This is a genomic window from Collinsella sp. TF12-2AT (genome assembly GCF_003436735.1).
Taxonomy (GTDB): domain Bacteria; phylum Actinomycetota; class Coriobacteriia; order Coriobacteriales; family Coriobacteriaceae; genus Collinsella.
This window is the reverse complement of sequence record NZ_QSQK01000002.1, coordinates 1-21,742: the sequence shown is the minus strand read 5'-3', so window position 1 is coordinate 21,742 and position 21,742 is coordinate 1. Positions and strand designations below refer to the sequence as shown.

Below are 21,742 nucleotides of genomic sequence, written 5' to 3'. Positions count from 1 at the left end.
AAATTGTTAGAGCGTTGCTAAGTAATTCTTTGCGTCTTCTGCGCTCATTGCTGCGACGGGTGCGTGTGAACGGAGTTTGGCATCGTTGGTGACCAGTAGATCTGCTTGAGCGCGTATCGCTGCCGCAATGATTAAATCGTCTTCGTAATCGCTATGGAGCTCACGCTGCCTGCTCGCCATCCATATATCGCTCAGGTCACAGGGCACTGGCGTGGCAAGCTGCGACAGCACGCTAAGACAATCCCATGCAAGCGAAGTCGCTACCGTAGCGGCATACTGGGAAAGCGAACCATGCTCGCGCCGATACCATGCCTTATGTTCGCTTGAAATCAAATAGAACAGGTCTTTGGACGATGTCGCCGCGTACAGCAAATCAACCTGCGCCGTGCATGCATCGCGTAAAAACTCAATCGCCACCGAACGACCACGTCGTGAGGGAATGAAGTAATCGAGCCACACGTTGGTGTCAACCAAGATGCGCTTTGGAGTCTCACTCATAGAGCCAGCTCATCTCCTCGCCATAGCGATCCGCATAGGCATTCCGTTTGAGCTCTTCGTCGTCCGATGGCTGAGCCTTGACCATATCGATTCCCGACTCACAGCAAGCGGCAGCGAACAGCTTCGACCCCTGATCCATGAGCTCGAGCTTACGTTTGGCGGCCTTTTCGCGCTCGCGCTGTTCCGCCCGGGCACGACTGGGCAGCAGGATATCCTCGAGCGCACCGGGGCGATCGGCCAGCGACGCTGCAAGCTGCCAGAGCGCTCGCACCGCTTGGCTCGGCGTCATACCGGCCTTGGAGAGAGCGGCGTCCCCACTCCTTTTAAGATCGGCATCGAGACGTACGTTGATCTGAGCGGCTGTTGTGGTCATAACCCCTCCTTAATACTTCAAAACTATCATAAAACTCTATGGTAGATACGTAAAGCATGTATAGCATTTATAAGCATTAGCCGTACTCTGTACACAAAAAGCCGCCGAGGCACACTGCACCTCGGCGGCTACGCATCACCAATCCAGTTCGGTTTCACCCTTTGCATTCGCCCAGATAAAACCTGCCAAAATTAACATCCCTTTTTGGCAGGTTTTAGAGCTCCACACTTTCGGCGCCGTTGATGGTTAGGTTGCGCTCGTAGAAGGCGGTGAGGGCGCGGATAGCGTACATCACGTCGCGCACGCCGCCGGTCTCGTAGCTCGAGTGCATGGCAAGCTGCGGCAGGCCCACGTCCACGGCATGCATGCTCGCCTGCATATTGGACAGATTGCCCAGGGTAGAACCGCCGGCCATATCGCTCTTGTTGGCAAAGGCCTGCGTGGGCACGTCGGCGTCATCGCAAATGGCCTGGAACACCGCGCGGCTAAAGGCGTCGGTGCAGTAGTGCTGGTTGGCGGCCTCCTTGATGACGATGCCGCCGTTGAGTACCACCTGATTGCGGGCATCGCACTTCTCGGCATGGTTGGGGTGCACGGCATGTGCATTGTCGCAGCTTACAAGCATCGAGGCGGCAAGTGCGCGGTGGTACGACTCGTCGTCAAAGCCCAACGATCCGTTGATGCGGCGCAGCGCGTCGGCCAAGAACGTCGACATGGCGCCCTGCTTGGTCTCGGAGCCAACCTCCTCATTATCAAAGCAGCAGAAGACCGAAACGTCGTGCGCGTTCTCGGCACCCAAAAATGCCTGCAGTGAGGTGTAGGCGCAGGCCAGGTCGTCGAGCTTGGGCGTCGAGATGAACTCGTCGGCCCAGCCCCAAATGCGCGCATCCTGACGATTGACCAGGAACAGATCGCGGCCCAGGATCTGCTCGGGCTCAACGTCCAGTTCGTCAGCGATCAGGGCGTCAAAATCTCCCTGCTTAAGGTCACCGGCGCTGATGAGCGGGCACAGGTCGACGGCTCGGTTGGGAGCAAAGCCCTCGTTCACGCCGCGGTTCATGTGGATGGCAAGGCTCGGAATGATAGCGACCTCGCGCTCGGTGGCAAGCAGGCGGCTCTCAATACGGTCGCCCTCGCGTACCAACACGCGGCCCGCGAGCGCCAACGGGCGGTCGAACCAGGTGTAGTCGATCATGCCGCCGTAGGCCTCGGTGTTCAGGCGCAGTGTCTCGCCCGCGCCGTCGAGCTCGGGCACAGCCTTAACCTTAAACGTCGGCGAGTCGCTGTGCGACGCCATAAGCTGAAAATGATAGTCACCGGCAACGCCATCCTCGCCCCACGTCGCGGCCAGGTCCTCGCCCACCTTAAAGGCAACAACGCTCGAGGTATTGCGCTGCGTGTAATAACGCCCGCCCGGCTCGATGTCCCATGCCGCGTTCTCGGGCAGGTAGGTAAAGCCCGCCTCGTCGAGCTCGGCCATAATGGTCGCCGCCGTATGGAACATGCTGGGGCATGCCTCAATAAAGTCGATAAGGTCGTTGGCAGCCTCGATATCGTCAGCCGTCACATGCGCGCGCTCGGGCGTTTCCTGATCCGTCATGCTCTCCCCTTTCGCTGGGTTGATGGTCCCCTCCAGCATACCCCGCCACGCCAGCGACGCACTCTTCATTCCGTGCTTAATTCCGCGCCGCTCACCAAGTTGAGCCATCATGCCCGCGCTCCTTTTGCGACAATTGCGCTAACAGGACGAGAGGAGCCGTCATGAAGCCACGTAACATTGCTATCGCCTGCGGTGTCGCGGGAGCCGCCGTCGGCCTTGCCGCTGCCACCGGTATCGTTTATCGCAAGCAAATCAAGTCCGTCGCGTCGCTCAAACGCTTGACCGACTATGCGGATGGCTATGACCTGTACGCAATCGACATCGCTAACGACTACGACCTCGAACGCATCATCGCCGTCGATGTGCGCGACGATCAGGCCTACATCGATGCTGTGGTGGCGCAGGTGTTGCCCGGTGTGCCGGCACATGTCCAGGCGCCCCAGTTTGCCTGCAGCGCTTTTGTCGCCGTAGATGCCGAAGGCCGTGTTCGCACCGGTCGCAATTACGACTTTAAGGACGACACCTCGGCGCTGCTGGTGCGCAATCACCCACGCGGCGGCTATGCCTCCATCGGGTTTGCCGCCCTTAACAACCTAGGCGCCAACACTCCACTTGGCTCCGTCGCCGGACGCGCCGCGGCCTTGATGGGCCCGTTTGCCCAACTCGACGGCGTCAACGAATGTGGCGTGTCCATTGCCGTGCTCACCCTGGATTCCAAACCCTGTGACCAGGACACGCAGCGCCCCGTCATCAATACCTCGCTCGCCATCCGCCTGGTACTCGACCGCGCCGCCACCACGCAGGAGGCCGTCGACCTGCTTTCTGCCTACGACATGCACGCCATGGCCGGACGCGACTACCACTTCTTTATCAACGACGCCACCGGTGACGCGCGGGTGGCGGAGTGGGATCCGCGCGATCCGGACCGCGCTTTCAAAGCAACTCCTGTACGCCAGGTTACGAACTTCTACGCCTGCTATGGCGACGAAGTGCTTCCCAACCAAAAGAACGGTGAGCTGGGCCATGGCAAGGAACGCGCCATCGCTATCGCCGATGTCCTCGACGCCCATACCGGCGCCCAAGATGAGGCAGTCGCTTGGAAGGCCCTGCGCGCTGCGGCGCAAGAGCCCAATCCGGAAGACATCACCAGCAACACGCAGTGGTCGGTCGTCTTTGACAATACCGAACCCGCCGCCGCCATCACGCTGCGCCGCCACTGGGGCGACGTCGACGCCTTCGCGCTGTAAGGAGCTGGCACCGTCGTCCTTACGCTCGCCTAACGTTGCTTGCATTTCTATACATTTGAGCTAACACGTTTTACCTCCGCATCAACAGTGTGCGGGGGTAAACTTATGCGCATGTTACAACTTGCCCGGAAGGATTCATCATGCTCAGGATCGGTCTTCTTACCAGTGGCGGCGACTGCCAGGCGCTCAACGCCACCATGCGCGGCATCGTCAAAACGCTCATGACCAATAGCGAAGAGCCTATCGAGATCTATGGTTTTGAAGACGGCTACCAGGGCCTTATCTACAGCAGGTTCCGTGTCATGACGCCCGCCGATTTTAGCGGCATCCTCACCCGCGGCGGCACCATCCTGGGCACGAGCCGCACACCGTTCAAGCGTCTGGACATTCCCGAGGCCGATGGCGTCGAGAAGGTGCCCGCGATGGTCCACACCTATCACAAGCTGCAGCTCGACTGCCTGTTTATGCTGGGCGGCAACGGCTCCACCAAGACTGCCAACCGCCTGCGCGAAGAGGGCCTCAACGTTATCGCCCTGCCCAAGACCATCGATAACGACACCTGGGGCACCGAGCTGACGTTTGGTTTTACAAGCGCCATCGACGTCGCCACCAAGTGCATCGACGACATCCACACCACCGCTTCGAGCCATGGGCGCGTGTTCGTTATCGAGATCATGGGCCACAAGGTTGGCTGGATCCCGCTGTACGCCGGCGTCGCGGGCGGCGCGGACGTCATCCTGATTCCCGAGATCCCCTACGACATGGATAACGTCATCAAGACCATCGAGCATCGCATGGAGACCGGCAGCCGCTTTACGATCGTAGCCGTCGCCGAGGGCGCCATCTCTAAGGAGGACGCGGCGCTGCCCAAGAAGGAGTACAAGAAGAAGCTCGCCGCACGCACGAGCCCGTCGATTGTCTACGACATCGCCAAGGAAATCGAGACCAAGACCGGCCGCGAGACCCGCGTCGCCATCCCCGGCCACACGCAGCGCGGCGGTCAGCCCGACGCCCAGGACCGCATCTTTGCGACCCAGTGCGGCGTCGAGGCAGCGCTTGGCTGCCTACGCGGCGAGTTTGGCTACATGATTGCCCTGCGTGACGGCAAGATGTGCCACATGCCGCTCGAAGAGGTCGCCGGCAAGCTCAAGTTTGTCGACCCCCAGAGCGATCTGGTACGCGAGGCCAAGGCGTTGGGCATCAGCTTCGGCGACGAATAGCCTCGGCCGAAATCCATCCCATCGGGCCCTCCGACCCCGCCCGACGTATTTCGATTTGGCTCCTCCCTTGACTCCGTCAAAGGTCGCCAATCGAAATCGTCGGGCGGGGTCGGAGGGCCCTTCGTTTACATACTCCCCGAGGCTATTCGTCTTCTTGCTGCGGGTGCCTGGTCTGAAATTAAGTTGCGGTGAAATAGTTCCCGCTTAGCCCGCAAATGGCTGAATCTAGAAACTATTCCACCGCAACTTACTGAGCGGGGGCTCTTGGCTGCTACTTGCACTGACATTTGTCCTAAAATGGCTGGTCGCTAGGGGTTGCTACCGGTAGTTGCGGTAGGGTTGGGGCAGATTCTAACTAGAAATGGTGGTCGCTACCGGCTGTTCTCGGCATACTCGGCTCATTCGATTCGACCATCAAACGAAAGGAACCACCATGGATCTTGCGATGGCACAACGCCTCGTCGATCGCCGTAAAGCTGCCGGGCTTTCTCAGGAGGCGCTTGCCGCCCAGTTGGGTGTGAGTCGTCAGGCTGTCAGTAAATGGGAGCGCAGCGAATCCTCGCCCGATACCGATAACCTTATTGCGCTCGCCGCGCTGTATGGCGTGTCGTTGGACGAGCTGCTATATGGGGAGGCGGCCAACGATGCCGACGACCTGAAGGACGGTAGCGCCGACACCGAGACGGCGGATGTGGCTGACGAGGCTGAGGGTTCTGCCGAGCACGCCGGTTGCGGCGACAAACCACTTTTCGATATTTCCCTCGCGCGCGGCATCCACGTTATTGATCCCAACAAGGGCGAAGAGGTTCATGTTGGCTGGAGTGGCATCCATGTGGCTAACAAGCGCAAGGGTGAAGAGGTCCATGTGGGGCCAGGCGGATTGCATATCGATACGCTTGAGGACGATGGACATAGCGTGCATACCAATGACGACGGCACCGTCACCATCGACGGCGAGACGTTTTCCAGCTGGAAGGAAGCACACGACAAGCTCGACCATCATGGCAAGCATTTCCACACCAAGGTCGGACGTGCATGGAACAAATTCCCCTTCCCCGCGCTTGTCGCCCTCGCCTATTTGGTGCTCGGCATTGTCTACGGCACATGGGGCATGGGGCTTTTCCTCGTCTTTTTGATTCCCGTCTACTACGCGATTGGCGACTTTATCGACCAACGCCACCTGTCTAAGCTGATCGAGGTCATCTACCCGGCAGCCGCCATCGCTTGGTTCCTCTACATGTGGCTCTGTTTGGGACAGCCCCATCCTGCATGGATCATCCTCATCACGATTCCCATCGTAAAGGCGCTCATGCGCTGGTGTCGCAAACAATGGAAGTGCCGCAAACAGGCCTAAACCGCCCCAACCAGCCAGCGCCACTCATCCAACACCGCCCGCCCCTTTCAAGTTGCGGTGATATAGGGGCTGTCTTGAGGCTCCAAAGCGCCAAACAGTCCCTATATCACCGCAACTTACAAACAACTGGGTCAGTTCCGGCACGGAGATTAGCATTGAGCTGACCGCGCGCCAAGAAAAGGGCCTATTTACTACGTTTAACTCGAGAGGGCCGACCATACCCGCCTTTTCCGAAAATTGGCAAGCCCTCTACCTGCGGTTTTAATTTCATAATCTTTGTCATGGTCGAGGGTGTGGTAGCAAACGTAGTAGATAGGCCCGTTTTGTGGCATACGACCCATTCAAGCCCAATCTCGGAGGCTGGAGAAAGCCCTTCATCCACGCCTGTAAGCGAAAACCAAATAGAATGAAAGGCAAATGGAAAGCCCGTTTGACGGGGCAAACGCTGGGCCACCTAATGGTTGTCCGGCGTTCGCCCAGATAAAACCTGCCAAAATAAACCTGTCCCTTTTTGGCAGGTTACTCGGCGCTCTTGAGGGCGCCGACCATGTCGATCTTGTTGAGCGTTCGGTTGGTGGCGAGGTTGACGATGATCGTAAAGCCGAAGGAAAGCACCACGGCAAGCACGTAGCTCAGCGGCTCGACTTCGACGTCAAAGTACAGCGACGGCATCTGCAGGATGTACGTAAAGCTCTCGGCAAGCAGGCCACCCAGCGGCACGCCCAGCGCGGCACCAATCGCCGTCAAAATCAGCGTCTCCTTGTTAACGTAGTGGTGTACCTCGCCACGACGGAAGCCCAGCACCTTGATAGTCGCCAGCTCGCGTTCGCGCTCCGAGATGTTGGTGTTAGACAACGTAAATACCACCACAAACGACAGGCACGCCGCCATAAAGGTCACAAGCACCACGACCGAATTGATAATCGTAAAGTTTGCCTCATAGTTTTCCCAATGCTCGGCGGTACTCGACAGCGTAATCCAACCATCGCTCTTAAGACGGTTGGTAAACGCAATCTGATCGGCCGACGAACCCTTAAGCAGCGCAAGGATGCCGTTGAGGCGCGCGCTTCGACCGAACGCGCGCTCATAGGTGCCCTGCGTCATGTAAAGCGTGTTGCCCAGATAGTTGAGCGAGATGTCGCTGACTTTGACCTTGGCAACATTGAGCGACGAATCCTGGACGTGAGCCGTATCGCCCGGCTGAATCCCCAGCACCAGCTGTGAACTTTTGCTCAGATACACGTCTCCGTCACGCAAAGGCAGCGGTTCTTTGGACTCGTCCTCAAGGCGAACGTAATCGCCCAAGTCACCCGTGCGATCGTCGGGAATCACGATGAGCTGCACGGTCTCGCTCTTGCCGCCAAACGTAAAGGTGACGTTGTCGGTCATAATTGGCAGGGTCGAGGTCACGGTCACGTTGAAATCATTGGTCGCGCTGCGCTCATCCAATGCCGCGCACGTCTGCGAAAAATCGTCGGGATTGGCGACCGCCAGCAGGTCGTAGCGCGTGATATGCCCGTACTGTTTGGGCGAAAGCGCCACCGACGTGTCGCGAATGCCCATACCGCAGATCACGAGCGCCGTGCAGCCGGCGATACCGAAGATGGTCATAAAGGCGCGCTTTTTGTAGCGGAACAGGTTACGCGCCGCCACCTTGTTTAAGAAGCCCATGCGGTGCCAGATAAAGCCGATGCGCTCAAGCAAGATGCGAGAGCCGGCGCGTGGGGCCTTGGGACGCATGAGCGAGGCTGGGGTCTCGGCCATCTCGTGGCGGCAGGCGATAATCGTAGCGCCCACCACGCCCGCGGCAAACAGCGCCACCGAGACGATCGAGGACACGATGTCGTACGAAAGCAGCATCTGGGGCAGCGAGTACATGTCGTCGAACACCGTAAACAGGAACAGCGGCAGGCCCACAAATCCGATGATGTTGCCGAGCACGCCGCCGATCAGACACGCCCACAGCGAGTAGTCCACGTATTTGGACAGAATACGTCCGCGTGAATAGCCGAGCGCCTTGTACAGGCCGATGAGCGTGCGCTCCTCCTCGACCATGCGTGTGGCGGTGGTGAGGCTGATGAGCACGGCGACGACAAAGAAGATAAACGGGAAAACCGTGGCGATGGCCTCGATCGAAGAGCTATCGCTCTCCACGCTCGAGTAACTTGCGATGTTATCGCGGTCCTGGATGTACCAGGTGCATTCGCCCAGGTCAGAGAGCTCGGCGCGGGCATCGGCAAACTGCTGGTCGGCGGCGGCACGGCGCTGGTCCAGGTCGGCTTGCGCCTGCGCACGCTCGTCGCTGCCCTCGGCCATGCGATTGATGTTGTCCTGCTCGATCCCAAAGAGCATGGCGGCCTGACGCTCGGCCGTATCCAAGCTTGTCGGCGTGTCAACCGTCAACTCCTGGACGCGCGCCTTCTCACGCTCCTCGCGGATCTTCTCGATATTGCCCTTGACCTCATTAATCTTTGCCGAGTAGGCATCCGAATAGGAGTTGAGGCTCTTGGCTCCCTCGACGATCACGTGGACCGCGGAGTAGGAAGAAGATGTCGTGGCATCCTCACTCACATAGAACTTATAGTCCGCAGCCGAAGCAGCACGAAAGGCGTTAACCGTCGAGTCGGAGCTCACGTCGGTGGGATCGAGGACCTCAGCCGTAATGGTGTAGTCCCCATCGGCAAACTGGTCCTTGGCGCTTTGGTTCGACGAGCTTGCGTCATTGGCGGCAAAACTCACGGTATCGCCGAACTTTTTGCCCGAAGCCTTCAGGAACTTCGAAGTTACAGCCACCTCATCCGATGCCTCGGGCAGCGTACCGCTCACCAACACCGGTTGATCGATGTTCTCCTTGGAGAGACTCTGCACGACCACGCGTTCGCGCGTTGTGCCCACGGCGGTGTAGGCGGTCTCGGTGTAGATGCCCTCGGCCGTCTCGACGCCATCGACCTCTTGGATCGCAGCAAGATCGTCATCGGTCAGACCATAGGTCGACTGCACGTTGATGTCATAAACATTTTGCTGGTCAAAATAGGCGTCGACCGAATCACACAGGTCCTCGCAGCCCGCCTTAAGGCCGCACATCACGCTCACGCCAAGCGCGGTGATGACCACGATTGACAAGAAGCGCTTAAGACTGCCTCGGATTGTGCGGTAGATGCCACGGCGAAAAACCGTCGGCACCATATCGTTTGAGCTTTGGGCAGTGCGGTAGGTCGTAAAATCCTGCTCGCGCTCCGTGTTCTGCGCGTCGCGGCGTAGGCTGTTTTGGCGGTCCTGGTCCATGGGCGCTACCACTCGATCGTCTCGATAGGCACGGGATTTTGCTGGACCGTCTCGCTCTCCACGCGACCACTCTTAAAGCGGATCAGGCGATCGGCCATGGGCGCGAGCGCGGAGTTGTGCGTGATGATAATGACCGTAATGCCCTGCTTGCGACAGGTGTCCTGTAGCAGCTGCAAGATCTGCTTGCCGGTTTTATAGTCGAGCGCGCCTGTGGGCTCGTCGCACAAAAGCAGCTTGGGGTTCTTGGCCAGCGCGCGGGCGATGGACACGCGCTGCTGCTCGCCGCCCGAAAGCTGCGCGGGGAAGTTGGCGAGACGCTCACCCAGGCCAACCTGGCGAAGCGTCTGTTCGGCATCGAGCGAATCGGGGCAGATCTGAGCTGCGAGCTCGACGTTTTCGAGCGCCGTCAGGTTGGGGACCAGATTGTAGAACTGGAAGACAAAGCCGACGTCGGCGCGGCGGTATTCCACGAGCTGCGCCTCGTTGGCGGAGCTCACGTCGCGTCCGTCCACCGTCACGGTGCCGGAGGTTACCGTATCCATACCGCCCAGGATGTTGAGCGCCGTGGTCTTGCCGGCACCCGAAGCACCCAAAATGATGGCGAGCTCGCCGCGCTCGACCGTAAAGCTCGCGCCGTCGAGCGCGTGAATGCGGGCGTCGCCCTCGCCGTACGCCTTGATGACGTCTTTGAATTCGATATAAGCCATCGATTAATTCCCATCTGGTCGGACAACTCTTTAGTATTACCCATTTCGCACCGACCAAAAAGGGACAGGTTTATTTTGACAGGTTTTATATGGGGAAACGGCAGCTATAGATGAGGCGCCGGGGAGGCCGAGAAATCATCGACGGGGTCAGGCCGACCGCCAAACACAACGCACGCATCTCAATCTGTCAGCCAAATCATTCGAACAGCTGTTCGTTTCTATGATATGATTCAACTATCTAAGCAGGCCAATACGCAGAAAGGCGGCCAACATGGCGTTCGACTTTAAGAAGGAATGCAAGGAGCTCTACAAACCTGCAAGCAAGCCGAGTATCGTAACTGTCCCGCCTATGAGCTACGTTGCCGTTCGCGGAAAGGGCGACCCAAATACCGAAGGTGGCGAGTATCAAAACGCCCTGCCGCTACTTTACGGCATCGCCTATACCGTCAAGATGTCAAAGAAAGGCTCAAGGAGTATCGAGGGCTATTTCGACTTTGTGGTACCGCCGCTCGAGGGTTTCTGGTGGCAAGAGTCCCCGAGCGGCGACATCGATTATGTACACAAGGACAATTTTAACTTTATCTCGTGCATCCGCCTGCCCGATTTCGTCACCCGAGATGACTTTGACTGGGCAGCCGCGGAAGCCACGACCAAAAAGAAACTGGACTTTTCCGCCGTCGAACTGCTTATAGTTGACGAGGGTCTCTGCGTTCAATGCATGCACACCGGGCCCTACGACAACGAACCGGCGACCGTAGACGCTATGCATGAATACACGACCGAGCTGGGCTATGTTCCCGACTTCTCAGACACCCGTTTACATCACGAAATCTATCTCTCCGATCCACGCAAATGCGCACCGGAGAAACTTAAGACCGTGGTTCGTCATCCTATCAAGCGCGTTGAATAGCGTGGGGCGTCATTTCACGCGCTAGGTTTTAAGCCAGCCAACCAGCCGTCTCCTAGGCCGTCCGGTAATAATCTTGACGCGGCCCGTCGCATCTTATAAGTTTCTTTTGCTAAAGCTGGAAAGCCTCTCAACGATGCGCAACTCCAGCTCTTTTTCTATCATGAGAGCAAGCGTCGGAAAGTAAAATGTCAGAAAGCAGCGCATCAAGCAGGATTAAACGACTGGCCAACACCTATAGCGGCCTCGTGCTCATAGGTACTGTCGGAATCCCTATCGGCATCATCGTTGGCGTCATCTGTGCCCTCTTTGGACGCGTGCTTCTGGCGATTGGCGTCTTCCGCGACGAGTACATCACCCTGCTTCTTCCCTTCCTCGCCCTCATGGGCCTTGCCATCGTGTTTGCCTACCGTACTTGGGGCAAGGGCACCGACCGCGGCATGAGCCTGGTATTTGACGTAGGCCACGGGCGCGAAGACGTCATCTCCCCGCGTCTCGTGCCGCTCGTTATGCTGAGCACGTGGGGGACGCACCTCTTTGGCGGCAGCGCGGGACGCGAGGGCGTAGCCGTGCAGATCGGTGCAACCGTTTCGCACTGGATCGGCCGGCGTCTACCTTTCCGAAACCCCGGCAACACGTTTTTGCTTATCGGCATGGCTGCCGGCTTTGCCGGACTCTTTCGAACGCCACTCGCCGCCACGGTCTTTGCTATCGAAGTACTGGTCGCAGGACGCATGGAATACCGCGCGCTGTTTCCCGCGCTTACGGCCTCACTCGCCGCAAGTGTGACCTCGGGCGCCCTGGGACTCGAGAAGTTCGAGGTCGCCGTTACCGCCTCATACGCGCTTGACCTCCCCGGTCTTGGGCGGCTTGCGGTGTTGGGCATCGCGTTTGGCATGGTTGGCGGCGCCTTTGCCTGGTGCCTTGCCCACGCCAAGACCCTTGCGGCGCGGCTACTCCCCAACCCCTATGTGCGCATCGCCGTTATGGGCATTGCGCTATCGGCGATTCTGTTCGCACTATGGCAGGGTCGATACTGCGGTCTTGGCACCAACCTGATATCGGCGGCGCTCGACGGTGACGGCAAGGTCGCCATCATGCCTTGGGACTGGGCGCTCAAATTCGCACTCACCATTACCACGCTTGCCGCAGGATATCAGGGTGGCGAGGTGACGCCGTTGTTTTCCATCGGAGCCAGCCTGGGTGTCGTACTCGCCGGGATTCTCGGCATGCCCATCGAGCTTTGCGCCGCGCTGGGCTACGCAGCCGTCTTTGGCAGCGCCACCCATACGCTGCTCGCGCCGATCCTCATTGGCTGCGAGGTCTTCGGTTTCAGTAATCTACCGATGTTCTTTATTGTCTGCGTCGTGGCTTACCTGTTCAACATGGATAAGTCGATCTACGCCCTGCAAGAGCGAGCGTAGAAAGATATCCAAGCAGGTGGTCTCAACCGGAAACTGCGTCCCGTTCTGAAGCCTCAAACTGGAATGCAGTTTCCGCTAGGCGCCCCAAGAGGAAAGTGCGTCCCACTCCGCAGCGTCACGCCGGGACATACCCTCAGCCCACAGCCTCCTCCGTCGACGTTTCCCCAGATAAAACCTGCCAAAATAAACCTGTCCCTATTTGGCAGGTTTTAGAAGCGGACGGTGAAGGTGATCTGATGGTCGTGGCCAGATACGGTAGCGGAGCCGCCATGGGCCTCGGCGATGGCGCGCACGACGGATAGGCCCACACCCGAGCCGCCTGTCTTGGAGCTGCGCGACACGTCCGCACGATAGAAGCGGTCGAACAATCGGTCCAGGTCGCCTTCGGGCAGCTCGTCTACAGCGTTCGATACGACAAGCTCTGCCGAGCCTTTGCCCGCACCGCGCGAGACGGCACGCAGACTCAGCTCGATCACGCTGCCCTCGCTCGCATAGCGCGTGGCGTTGTCCAACAGCAACTCAACCACCTGCGCCACCGCCGCGGCATCGGCATGAGCGCGCACGCCGGTCGCAACCGACATCGACAGACGCTTGCCGCGCGAGACCGCCACCGATTCAAACGGCGCGGCTGCCTTGTCAACTGCCTCCGAGAGATCGGTCGACGTCATGGCAAAACCCGCCGAGCCCTCGTCCATGCGCGCCAAAAAAACCAGACGCTCCGTAAGCGCCGTCAGTCGCGCCACCTGCTCGTGAATGCTCTGCGTCCACTCACTCTCGCCGCTTTCAATCTCTTGTACCTCGTTCGCGGCATCAATCACAGCCAGCGGCGTCTTGATCTCGTGGCTTGCATCGGTAATGAACCGCTTTTGTTTGCTGTAGCTCTCGACCATCGGTCGAATCACGGCGCCCGAGGCGACCGTTACAATTGCCAGCACCGCCAGCCAGCCAATGCAGCTGATTGCCACACTCGCGCTCAAAAACGAATGGAAACTTGCAAGCTCGCGCGAACAGTCCACGAACACATAGGTGGTCTTTTCGCCTTGAGCTGTGGTCGTATAGCGGTAGTTACCAGAAAACCCAGAGGTCAGGCCCTTGGCATCCAGCCCCATGGCAATACGGGCGGCACGCTTGGCGCCCACCGCGGCAATGCGGGCGGTATTGACATCGACCACCCGCCCTTCGACAAGCGTCACCGTAAAGTAGCGCGTGTCGAAGGGGGACTCCGCCGTCATGCCTTCAAAATGTCCCACGCGAGCGCCCGCTCGATCGCCGTCCGCAACCATGCCGGTGCTCGCGTCCCCGCCATTGCCGGGATCGGTCCTGGACTCGTCTTCCCAATCGAGGCCGCCCCTGCCTGCCAGGATATAGTCCAGGCGAGCATCGGCCATCTTGCAAACATGCGAATAATTCACGCCATTGATGCCGGCAATGATGAGCATGAGCACCACGGTCACAGCGCCCATGGCGACGAGGATGAACTTGCGACGCAGGCGGCGGCCCAATGCGTCAGCAGCATTTGCCCGCCCCGCACCACTCGAGGCGGCACGAGACGGCTCCGCCATGCGCTTCCACCACGCGCGCACGCTCACGCCTGCTCGCCCTCCTCAATCACCTCAAGCGAATATCCCTGGTTGCGCGACGCGCGGATGGCCACGTCGGCACCCAGCGCCGTCAGCTTTTTGCGCAGGTACGAGATATAGACCCACACCACGTTGGCGCCTTCGGGCGCGTCCTCGCCCCAAACCTCGAGCATCAGGCGTTCGGTGGGCATGCGCGTGCCGGCGTTGCGCATAAAGAGTTCCATAAGCTGAAACTCGCGATTGGCTAGGTGTTCCTCGCCCAAGGGGCCCACGAGCGTGCACGCCGCCGTGTCAAGACGCACGTTGCCCACGCTGAGCGTCGTAGCGTCAATCGCCGTGGCGGCACGCGTCATGGCACGAATGCGTGCGAGCAGTTCCTTGGCGGCAAACGGCTTGGTCAGGTAATCGTTGGCGCCGGCGTCCAGGCCCTCGACCTTATCGGACACCTCGCTTTTTGCCGTAAGCATGATGATGGGCAGGCGTTTGCCGGCCTCACGCGTGCGCTTGAGCACCTCGATGCCGTCCATGCCGGGCATCATGATGTCCAGGATTGCGGCGTCATAGTCGTTGGCGAGCAGATACTCGAGCGCCGTCAGACCATCGAGCGCGGTGTCGACCTCGTAGTCGCTATGTTGAAGAATCGCGGTGAGGGCGCGGGAGAGGCCGGGTTCGTCCTCGGCAAGCATCAGCTTCATAGTTGTTCCTTTGGCGCACGGCTATACAGGTTTTGATACTGCCGATAATAGCGCACCGCCAGCTGCCTTAGCGCAGCCTCAGCTGCTCAACCTGCGTGTTTTCAAATGCGCAGGATATGGCTTAGCCAAACTTAAGGCGCAGATGTCGAGCGCTTGGACGCATGTTAGCCGCGAAGGGACAGCGACTCGTCCTTTCGCGGCGTCCTAGTTATGCAAATTGTTCGGGCACTATTCCTCGTACGCGCCCTCAAGCCGAAGCAGCCACTCCTTGCGGTCGAGGCCACCGGCATATCCGTTGAGCGACCCGTCAGCGGCAACCACGCGATGACACGGCACGATAATCGAAATGGGATTACGCGCGACCGCAGCCCCCACAGCACGTGGGGACACAACGGGCGCCTCATTTCCCGGCACACGATGTCGAGCCGCAACACGCTGGGCGATCTCGCCATACGTAGCGACCTCGCCACGCGGAATTGAAAGTAGCTCAAACCAAACCTCACGCTGAAACGCCGTGCCAATCAAATGCAACGGCGGCGTAAACCGAGGCTCCTGCCCCGCAAAATAGGCGTTGAGCCAAGCCCAAGAACGCTCTAGCACCGAAGAAGCCGCGCCATTGGCCGGATTTACCGTCTGCATGCCCCCGGCACCCGAAACTGCATCGGTGCCCTCAACGTATTCGGCGCTTTCTTTAAGAAGCGTGGAACCAAAGTGCTCCTGCCCCTCAAACCAAAGCCCCGTCAGACCGCGGCCATCAGCGGCAAGCAAGATTTCGCCCAAAGGCGAAGCAAACGTCGTCGTGACCACCAGCGGCTCCCTTCAAAACTCCGCAACATAATACCGCGAATTGTACAGACAACCCCGCAGATACGTCTGGACGGGCTCGCAATTACTTAAGCGAGACTGTTCTCTCTAATCAAGCGAAAAAGACGCAGGGCATCGACACCAGAGCGGTACCCCCGCCAGCTGAGCTCTAATACTTTTCCCGAGAAGTGAACGAGTAAAAACGAAGTCCCGGAGCATCCACACCTTTAGACCGCAAAACCGCAGGATTCGCGCTGCAAATCCGCAGGAAATAGCGGTCAAAATATGCCAATGCTTCGGGGGTCCAAATAAGGTCGTTCACTTCACGGGAAAAGTATTAGACCTCAATTCACACCAAGCCCAAAGTCACCCCAGGCAGCAGGCGCGAAGCGCCGAGGCCGCCGCCGGGACTAGGGCCCGCAACAACCACGTGCCCCCACATCAGCCCAGCGGCCCCAACCAGCAACGGCCCCATCGCAGGCCGCTCGCAGCCGAGTCACCGCAGGCAGGGGCCGGGCTTAGTTTTCAGAACACTCCGCAGACCAGTGTGGCGCCTTGTCCGCGGCTCCGAAGGAGCAGGACAAGGCGCCACACATGGTCGAGGACGTTCTGAAAACTAAGCCCGGCCCCCGCCGGACAGGTCGCACTACTCGCAGAGCAGCTTAGCAATCTGGACGGCGTTGGTTGCCGCGCCCTTGCGGATTTGGTCGCCGCAGCACCAGAAGGTGATGCCGCGCGCGGCCTCGGGGTTCGAGATGTCGCGACGCACGCGACCGACCCAAATCAGGTCCTGGTCGGACGTATCCATCGGCATGGGGAAGCGATCGTGCGCGTCCTCGGCGCTCATGTCGTCGACCAGCTTCACGCCCGGAGCGGCGGCCAGCGCGGCACGGGCCTCTTCCACCGTAATATCGCGCTCGAACTCGAGCGTAATGCTCTCGGAGTGCGAGCGCAGCACGGGCACGCGCACACAGGTGCAGTTCACGCGCAGCTCGGGCAGATGCATGATCTTGCGGCCCTCGTTTTGCAGCTTCATCTCCTCGGAGGTAAAGCCCTCCTCCTTGACACCGCCAATCTGCGGAATCAGGTTGCTCGCCAGCTGGGCGGCAAAGGCGCGCGGCTCGGGAATCTCCTCGCCGCGGCCCAGGGCGGCCAACTGAGCCTCGAGCTCGGCCATACCGGGAGCGCCGGCACCCGAAGCCGCCTGATACGTCGAGACGATCATGCGCTTCACGCCGGCGAGCTGATGCAGCGGCCACGTAGGAACCAGGCCGATGATGGTCGCGCAGTTGGGATTGGCGATAAGGCCGTGATGCCACTTGATGTCGTCGGCATTGATCTCAGGCACAACCAGCGGCACCTCGGGATCCATGCGGAAGGCGTGGCTGTTGTCGACCACGACGGCGCCGCGCTTGACGGCCTCGGGCAGTAGCTCCTTCGCAATATCGTCGCCGGCGGCGCCGAGCACGATGTCGCAGCCCTCAAAGGCCTCGGGGCAAGCCTCCTCAATCACAACCTGCTCGCCGCGGAACTCGACGGTCTTGCCCGCAGAGCGCGCGCTCGCTAGCAGCTTGAGCTTGCCGACCGGAAACTCCTGCTCGTTGAGGCACTCGAGCATCTGGGTGCCCACGGCTCCCGTCGCGCCCAAAATAGCAACCGTGTACTGTTTCATGCTTCCCCCTTTAAAGGCTGTGGCTTTTGCCCGCACGCCGAGCAGGCCGATTATTGTTGCCAGTGTATACAAGAACAGGGCGGGCACGAAACCCGCCCCGTCGAAACGAAACCGAAACGAAACGCCCCGCCGTAGTTTTTGAGGCAAGTCCCAAAAATCTACTGGGATAGCAGCTACTTGTGGAGCGCGGCCGGGGCGGGATCGACCGGCACGGGAGCCTCCAGGTCGGAGACCTTCACAATGCCGTTCTCGTCGGAGAAGGCGCGGTAAATGGTCCGAATCGCCAGGTCGAAGTCCTTCTCCTCGACACCGATAATGATGTTGATCTCGTCACAGCTCTGCGAAATCATGCGCACGCTCACGCCGGCCTGGCCGAGCATGCCAAACAGGTGGCCCGAGATACCTGCGCGGCCGCGCAGGTTACGACCGACGGTCGCGATGAGCGCCAAGCCCTCGACAACCTCGATCTCGAGCGGTTCGACCTCCTGCTGGATGTCACCCACGAGTGAGTACAGCGAGTCGTGCACATCCTGCTCCTGTACCACGGCGCCAAAGCGGTCGACGCCGGTGGGCATATGCTCGACGGAAACGTCATAGCGTTCGAACACCGAAAGTGCACGGCGCATAAAGCCGACACGGGGCTTGGTGCGGTCGCGGGCAACGTTGATGGCGACAAAGCCGCGCTTGCCGGTCACGCCGGTAATGATAGGCTCCGCCTCACCCTCGTCGGCCGTCTCGCTAATGATGGTGCCGGGGTCCTGCGGCGCATTGGTGTTCTTGATGACCAGCGGAATACCCGCCTCGCGCACGGGGAACACGGCCTCCTCGTGCAGGACGCTTGCGCCCATGTACGAAAGCTCGCGTAGCTCCTCGTAGGTAACGCGCGCAATGGGCTGAGCCTCGGGTACGATGCGCGGGTCGGCAGAATAGAAACCCGAGACGTCAGTCCAGTTCTCGTACAGGTCGGCACCAAGGCACTTGGCCAGAATCGAGCCGGAAATATCGCCGCCGCCACGGTCGAGCAGCTTGATCTGCCCCTCACGCGTCGCGCCGTAGAAACCGGGCATGACAAAGCCGCCCTGCTGGCCGTACTCCTGCACCAGCTCGGCGGTGCGGTTCATGCTGAGCGTACCGTCATGATGGAACGCCACGACCGTCGCGGCATCCAGGAACGGCAGGCCCAGGTACTCGGCCATCAGACGGGCGGTAAAGTACTCGCCGCGGCTCACGAGTTCCTCGGTGGAGTAGCCACCGGAACGGGCGCGCTCGGCAAAGGCCGCGAACTCCTCGCGGATGGGATAGGTGAGCTCCAGCTCGTCAGCGATATCAAAATAGCGCTGCCCAATGTCCTCGAGCAGCTCCTCGCACGACACGTGGTACTTAACGTGTGCGTTAACCAAGTAGAGCAGGTCGGTCACCTTGGTATCGCCCTTAAAGCGGCGACCGCAGGCAGAAACCACCACAAAACGGCGGGCCGGGTCGGCATCGACAATGGCCTTGATCTTCTTAAAGTGTTCGGCGTCGGCGACCGACGAGCCGCCAAACTTGGCAATCTTAATCATGGGCTTGAGGTTACCTTTCTAAAAGCCTCTGCAAACCTGTTTTGCGCGCTCTGATACCATGGTTTCACCGATTGGGACCAAGGCATCCGAGGAGCAGTGTTATATGGGAACTTATCATAGTACACGAGGACGCACTTTATCGTGCTCAAGTAAGGTGGCAATCCGCACCGGCATCGCTCCCGACGGGGGTTTGTTCGTCTCGGACGAGCTTGGCACCCAGCAGCTCGATATCAACGCGCTTGCCGATAAATCGTACTTCGAAATCGCTCAAGATGTGTTGGGAATGTTACTGAATGATTACACGGCCGAAGAAATTTCTGCCTGCGTGAATGAGGCATACCGCGACACATTTGCAAGCGAAGAGGTCACGCCGCTCGTCAAACTCGACACCGCACCGGGCGTCGACGCCCCTCAGACCTATGTGATGGAGCTCTTTGGCGGCCCCACGAGCGCCTTCAAGGACGTCGCCCTGCAGATGCTCCCCCGCCTCATGGCCCGCACTTCCGCCAAGGACGGCGGCGCCGAGCGCATCATGATCGTCACCGCCACGTCAGGCGACACCGGCAAGGCAGCACTCGCCGGTTTTGCCGACGCCCCGGGCACGGGCATCACCGTCTTTTATCCCGAAGGCAAGGTCAGCCGCGTCCAGAACCTGCAGATGTCCACTCAGGAGGGCGATAACGTCGCCGTCTGCGGTATCCGCGGCAACTTCGACGACGCCCAGAGTGCCGTCAAGCGCATCTTTGCCGATAAGGAGCTTGCCGAGCGCCTGGAGGCCGCTGGCACGGTGCTCTCGAGCGCCAACTCCATCAATGTGGGCCGTCTGGTGCCGCAGGTTGTCTACTACTTTGCCGCCTATGCGCAGCTGCTGCGCGCCGGCGCCATCGAGGCCGGCGACGCCGTGGAGTTCTGCGTGCCGACTGGCAACTTCGGCGATATCTTGGCCGGCTACTACGCCAAGCGCATGGGCCTGCCCGTCGCCAAGCTCGTCGTGGCGAGCGACAAGAACAACGTGCTGGCTGACTTCCTGACCACCGGCGTTTACGACCGTAACCGCCCGTTCTTCACGACCATTTCACCGTCGATGGACATCCTTATTAGCTCCAACCTGGAGCGCATGCTCTACTTCCTGTCCGACGGCGACTGCGAGCTTGTTGCCGGCCTTATGGAGCAGCTGGCACAGACAGGTCGCTACGAAGTTCCCGCCGACCTGCTGGCCAAGATCCAGAGCGTGTTTGGCTGCGGCTGGGCCAGCGAGGACGAAGTCCGCGCTGCCATCAAGAGCTGCTGGGATGCAAACGGCTACGTGATCGACCCGCACACCGCCTGCGGCTATCACGTCTTTGAAAAAGTCACCTCCGCCGAGGGCGCCAAGGCCCGCGTGCTGCTTTCGACCGCCAGCCCCTACAAGTTCCCGCGCGCCTGCTGCGATGCCCTGGGCCTCGACGTGCCCGAGGACGACTTTGAGGCTATGCGTGTGCTCGAGCAGACCACCAACACGGTCGCGCCGACCCAGCTCGCCGAACTCGAGGCCAAGCCCGTCCGCTTCGAAGACGTCTGCGACGTCGATGAGATGGCAAGCTACGTCGAGTCTGCAGCAAAACGAATGAGCACCAACTAAACCCCTTATTAAGCGCCGGCGAAAGCCGGCGCACCTTCTTTTATCAGATACCCACCGGGATGATGACGAACGTGCACAGCGTGCCTGGCTGTTTAGTTCGTCGCGAGTTCCGCACGCAAAGGAAAGCACTTAATGTGCTTTCCGTCTTGCGCAGGACTGTCCGAGCAGCGAACTAAACAGCCAGGCACGCCAGGAGGACTCACATGATCAAGATCACCGTCCCAGCAACGAGCGCCAACTTGGGCATTGGCTACGACACCCTCGGCATGGCCGTCAGCCTCTACTCGCACTTCACCTTCGAGCGCGCCGACAAGCTCACCATCACCGGCTGCCCCGAGGAGTTCCAAAACGAGAACAACCTGGTTTACGTGAGCTTTGTCGATGCACTGGCCGCATGGGGCGAGCCGGCTTTTCCCGTTGCCATCGACATTCAAACCGATGTGCCCGTCGCTCGCGGCCTAGGTTCCAGCTCCACCTGCGTCGTCGCTGGCATCATGGCAGCCGCCGCGCTGACGGGCCACACCGTCGACCGTGCCGAGCTCGTCCGCATTGCCACCGAGGTCGAGGGCCATCCCGATAACGTCGCCCCCGCTATCCTGGGCGGTGCCGTCTGCTCCTTTACGCCGACCGATTCGCTCCCCCAGTGCCTGCGCTACGAGGTGAGTGATCGCTTGCGTTTTATTACCGTGATTCCGCCCTACGAGGTACATACGAGCGAGGCGCGCAAGGTCGTGCCGCAGGAAGTTCCGCTCTCCACCGCCGTATGGCAGATGGGCCGTATCGCCGGTATGACGCGCGGTCTTGAGTCCGGCAACCTCGACCTGATTGCCGCTGCCAATGACGACCGCATCCAAGAGCCGTATCGCCGTCGCCTCATCCCCGACTACAACGCTGTGCGCGACACCTGCCTTAACGGCGGCGCCAAGACCATCTGGATCAGTGGCTCCGGCTCGACCCTCATGGCCGTAACCGACGATACCATCGTGGCGAAGTTCCTGCAGGTCAAGCTGCGTGAGCAGTTCCCCAAGTGTGAGACGCATATTCTGACGTGCGACACGGAAGGCGCCCAGATCGAATACCTGTAGTCGCCGTACCTTATACCCGCCGGGGAGGCCAGGGGCTTTGCCCCCAAATCGTCCTCGGACATGGCAGGACCCCCGCTGCGCACTTCGTGCGGCGGGGGTCCTGCCGTC

At 59.9% G+C, this 21,742-nt stretch carries 17 protein-coding genes; 7 read left to right on the top strand and 10 right to left on the bottom strand.

The features are described 5' to 3' along the window. Nucleotides 1–6: 6 nt before the first annotated feature. The 3 genes from DXD24_RS01940 to DXD24_RS01930 form a co-directional block, all read right to left on the bottom strand. Nucleotides 7–498 carry a PIN domain-containing protein gene (locus tag DXD24_RS01940; RefSeq protein WP_117646012.1) on the bottom strand — a complete coding sequence of 164 codons (492 nt, stop codon included), beginning with the start codon at nt 496–498 and terminating at the stop codon, nt 7–9. Beyond that, nucleotides 491–871 (bottom strand): translation repressor RelB, encoded by a 381-nt coding sequence (locus DXD24_RS01935; protein ID WP_117584152.1) that lies wholly within the window; start codon nt 869–871, stop codon nt 491–493. The genes DXD24_RS01940 and DXD24_RS01935 overlap by 8 nt, the downstream gene beginning before the upstream one ends. Before the next feature lie 214 nt (nt 872–1,085). After that, nucleotides 1,086–2,471, bottom strand: coding sequence for a M18 family aminopeptidase (locus DXD24_RS01930; protein ID WP_233502302.1), 1,386 nt, complete (start codon nt 2,469–2,471; stop codon nt 1,086–1,088). Nucleotides 2,472–2,632: 161 nt separating this feature from the next. Between DXD24_RS01930 and DXD24_RS01925 the strand changes: the two genes are divergently transcribed. The 3 genes from DXD24_RS01925 (at nt 2,633) to DXD24_RS01915 (ending at nt 6,292) form a co-directional block, all read left to right on the top strand. Continuing rightward, a complete protein-coding gene (locus DXD24_RS01925; protein ID WP_117646010.1) occupies nt 2,633–3,718 on the top strand; it encodes a carcinine hydrolase/isopenicillin-N N-acyltransferase family protein in 1,086 nt (361 codons plus the stop codon). Nucleotides 3,719–3,858: 140 nt separating this feature from the next. Continuing rightward, on the top strand, nt 3,859–4,938 hold the full coding sequence (locus tag DXD24_RS01920; protein WP_117646007.1) for a 6-phosphofructokinase: 1,080 nt from the start codon (nt 3,859–3,861) through the stop codon (nt 4,936–4,938). Nucleotides 4,939–5,371: 433 nt separating this feature from the next. Further along, nucleotides 5,372–6,292, top strand: coding sequence for a helix-turn-helix domain-containing protein (locus DXD24_RS01915; protein ID WP_117646005.1), 921 nt, complete (start codon nt 5,372–5,374; stop codon nt 6,290–6,292). Between the two features lie 519 nt (nt 6,293–6,811). On the opposite strand, the gene DXD24_RS01910 is transcribed toward DXD24_RS01915, so the two are convergent. Further along, on the bottom strand, nt 6,812–9,577 hold the full coding sequence (locus DXD24_RS01910; protein WP_233502301.1) for an FtsX-like permease family protein: 2,766 nt from the start codon (nt 9,575–9,577) through the stop codon (nt 6,812–6,814). Nucleotides 9,578–9,582: 5 nt separating this feature from the next. Further along, a complete protein-coding gene (locus DXD24_RS01905; RefSeq protein WP_117646003.1) occupies nt 9,583–10,284 on the bottom strand; it encodes an ABC transporter ATP-binding protein in 702 nt (233 codons plus the stop codon). A 271-nt stretch (nt 10,285–10,555) separates the two neighbouring features. Between DXD24_RS01905 and DXD24_RS01900 the strand changes: the two genes are divergently transcribed. Beyond that, nucleotides 10,556–11,194 (top strand): GyrI-like domain-containing protein, encoded by a 639-nt coding sequence (locus tag DXD24_RS01900; protein ID WP_117646002.1) that lies wholly within the window; start codon nt 10,556–10,558, stop codon nt 11,192–11,194. A 185-nt stretch (nt 11,195–11,379) separates the two neighbouring features. Next, nucleotides 11,380–12,615 (top strand): chloride channel protein, encoded by a 1,236-nt coding sequence (locus DXD24_RS01895; protein WP_117645999.1) that lies wholly within the window; start codon nt 11,380–11,382, stop codon nt 12,613–12,615. 209 nt (nt 12,616–12,824) lie between these two features. Here the strand turns inward: DXD24_RS01895 and DXD24_RS01890 are convergent, their stop codons facing one another. The 5 genes from DXD24_RS01890 to DXD24_RS01870 form a co-directional block, all read right to left on the bottom strand. Beyond that, entirely contained in the window at nt 12,825–14,204 is a 1,380-nt protein-coding gene (locus tag DXD24_RS01890) for a sensor histidine kinase KdpD (protein WP_117645998.1), read from the bottom strand. Further along, nucleotides 14,201–14,890 (bottom strand): response regulator transcription factor, encoded by a 690-nt coding sequence (locus DXD24_RS01885; protein ID WP_117645996.1) that lies wholly within the window; start codon nt 14,888–14,890, stop codon nt 14,201–14,203. The genes DXD24_RS01890 and DXD24_RS01885 overlap by 4 nt, the downstream gene beginning before the upstream one ends. Before the next feature lie 228 nt (nt 14,891–15,118). After that, nucleotides 15,119–15,697, bottom strand: coding sequence for a methylated-DNA--[protein]-cysteine S-methyltransferase (locus DXD24_RS01880; protein WP_233502300.1), 579 nt, complete (start codon nt 15,695–15,697; stop codon nt 15,119–15,121). Nucleotides 15,698–16,340: 643 nt separating this feature from the next. Beyond that, nucleotides 16,341–17,366 (bottom strand): aspartate-semialdehyde dehydrogenase, encoded by a 1,026-nt coding sequence (locus DXD24_RS01875; RefSeq protein ID WP_089572346.1) that lies wholly within the window; start codon nt 17,364–17,366, stop codon nt 16,341–16,343. A 173-nt stretch (nt 17,367–17,539) separates the two neighbouring features. Then, complete coding sequence (locus DXD24_RS01870; protein WP_117645991.1) at nt 17,540–18,928, bottom strand: aspartate kinase; 1,389 nt, start codon at nt 18,926–18,928, stop codon at nt 17,540–17,542. A 103-nt stretch (nt 18,929–19,031) separates the two neighbouring features. Here DXD24_RS01870 and thrC point away from each other — a divergent pair, with 103 nt between their 5' ends. After that, on the top strand, nt 19,032–20,549 hold the full coding sequence (thrC, locus tag DXD24_RS01865) for a threonine synthase (RefSeq protein ID WP_117645989.1): 1,518 nt from the start codon (nt 19,032–19,034) through the stop codon (nt 20,547–20,549). 203 nt (nt 20,550–20,752) lie between these two features. After that, nucleotides 20,753–21,634: a homoserine kinase gene (gene thrB, locus DXD24_RS01860; protein WP_117645987.1), complete on the top strand. Its 882-nt coding sequence runs from the start codon at nt 20,753–20,755 to the stop codon at nt 21,632–21,634. Nucleotides 21,635–21,742 lie beyond the last annotated feature (108 nt).

Bases quoted from the DNA above. Each gene is read 5' to 3' on its own strand.
- DXD24_RS01940 (WP_117646012.1), bottom strand. From the start codon at position 498: ATGAGTGAGACTCCAAAGCGCATCTTGGTTGACACCAACGTGTGGCTC.
- DXD24_RS01935 (WP_117584152.1), bottom strand. From the start codon at position 871: ATGACCACAACAGCCGCTCAGATCAACGTACGTCTCGATGCCGATCTT.
- DXD24_RS01930 (WP_233502302.1), bottom strand. From the start codon at position 2,471: ATGACGGATCAGGAAACGCCCGAGCGCGCGCATGTGACGGCTGACGAT.
- DXD24_RS01925 (WP_117646010.1), top strand. From the start codon at position 2,633: ATGAAGCCACGTAACATTGCTATCGCCTGCGGTGTCGCGGGAGCCGCC.
- DXD24_RS01920 (WP_117646007.1), top strand. From the start codon at position 3,859: ATGCTCAGGATCGGTCTTCTTACCAGTGGCGGCGACTGCCAGGCGCTC.
- DXD24_RS01915 (WP_117646005.1), top strand. From the start codon at position 5,372: ATGGATCTTGCGATGGCACAACGCCTCGTCGATCGCCGTAAAGCTGCC.
- DXD24_RS01910 (WP_233502301.1), bottom strand. From the start codon at position 9,577: ATGGACCAGGACCGCCAAAACAGCCTACGCCGCGACGCGCAGAACACG.
- DXD24_RS01905 (WP_117646003.1), bottom strand. From the start codon at position 10,284: ATGGCTTATATCGAATTCAAAGACGTCATCAAGGCGTACGGCGAGGGC.
- DXD24_RS01900 (WP_117646002.1), top strand. From the start codon at position 10,556: ATGGCGTTCGACTTTAAGAAGGAATGCAAGGAGCTCTACAAACCTGCA.
- DXD24_RS01895 (WP_117645999.1), top strand. From the start codon at position 11,380: ATGTCAGAAAGCAGCGCATCAAGCAGGATTAAACGACTGGCCAACACC.
- DXD24_RS01885 (WP_117645996.1), bottom strand. From the start codon at position 14,890: ATGAAGCTGATGCTTGCCGAGGACGAACCCGGCCTCTCCCGCGCCCTC.
- DXD24_RS01875 (WP_089572346.1), bottom strand. From the start codon at position 17,366: ATGAAACAGTACACGGTTGCTATTTTGGGCGCGACGGGAGCCGTGGGC.
- DXD24_RS01870 (WP_117645991.1), bottom strand. From the start codon at position 18,928: ATGATTAAGATTGCCAAGTTTGGCGGCTCGTCGGTCGCCGACGCCGAA.
- thrC (WP_117645989.1), top strand. From the start codon at position 19,032: ATGGGAACTTATCATAGTACACGAGGACGCACTTTATCGTGCTCAAGT.
- thrB (WP_117645987.1), top strand. From the start codon at position 20,753: ATGATCAAGATCACCGTCCCAGCAACGAGCGCCAACTTGGGCATTGGC.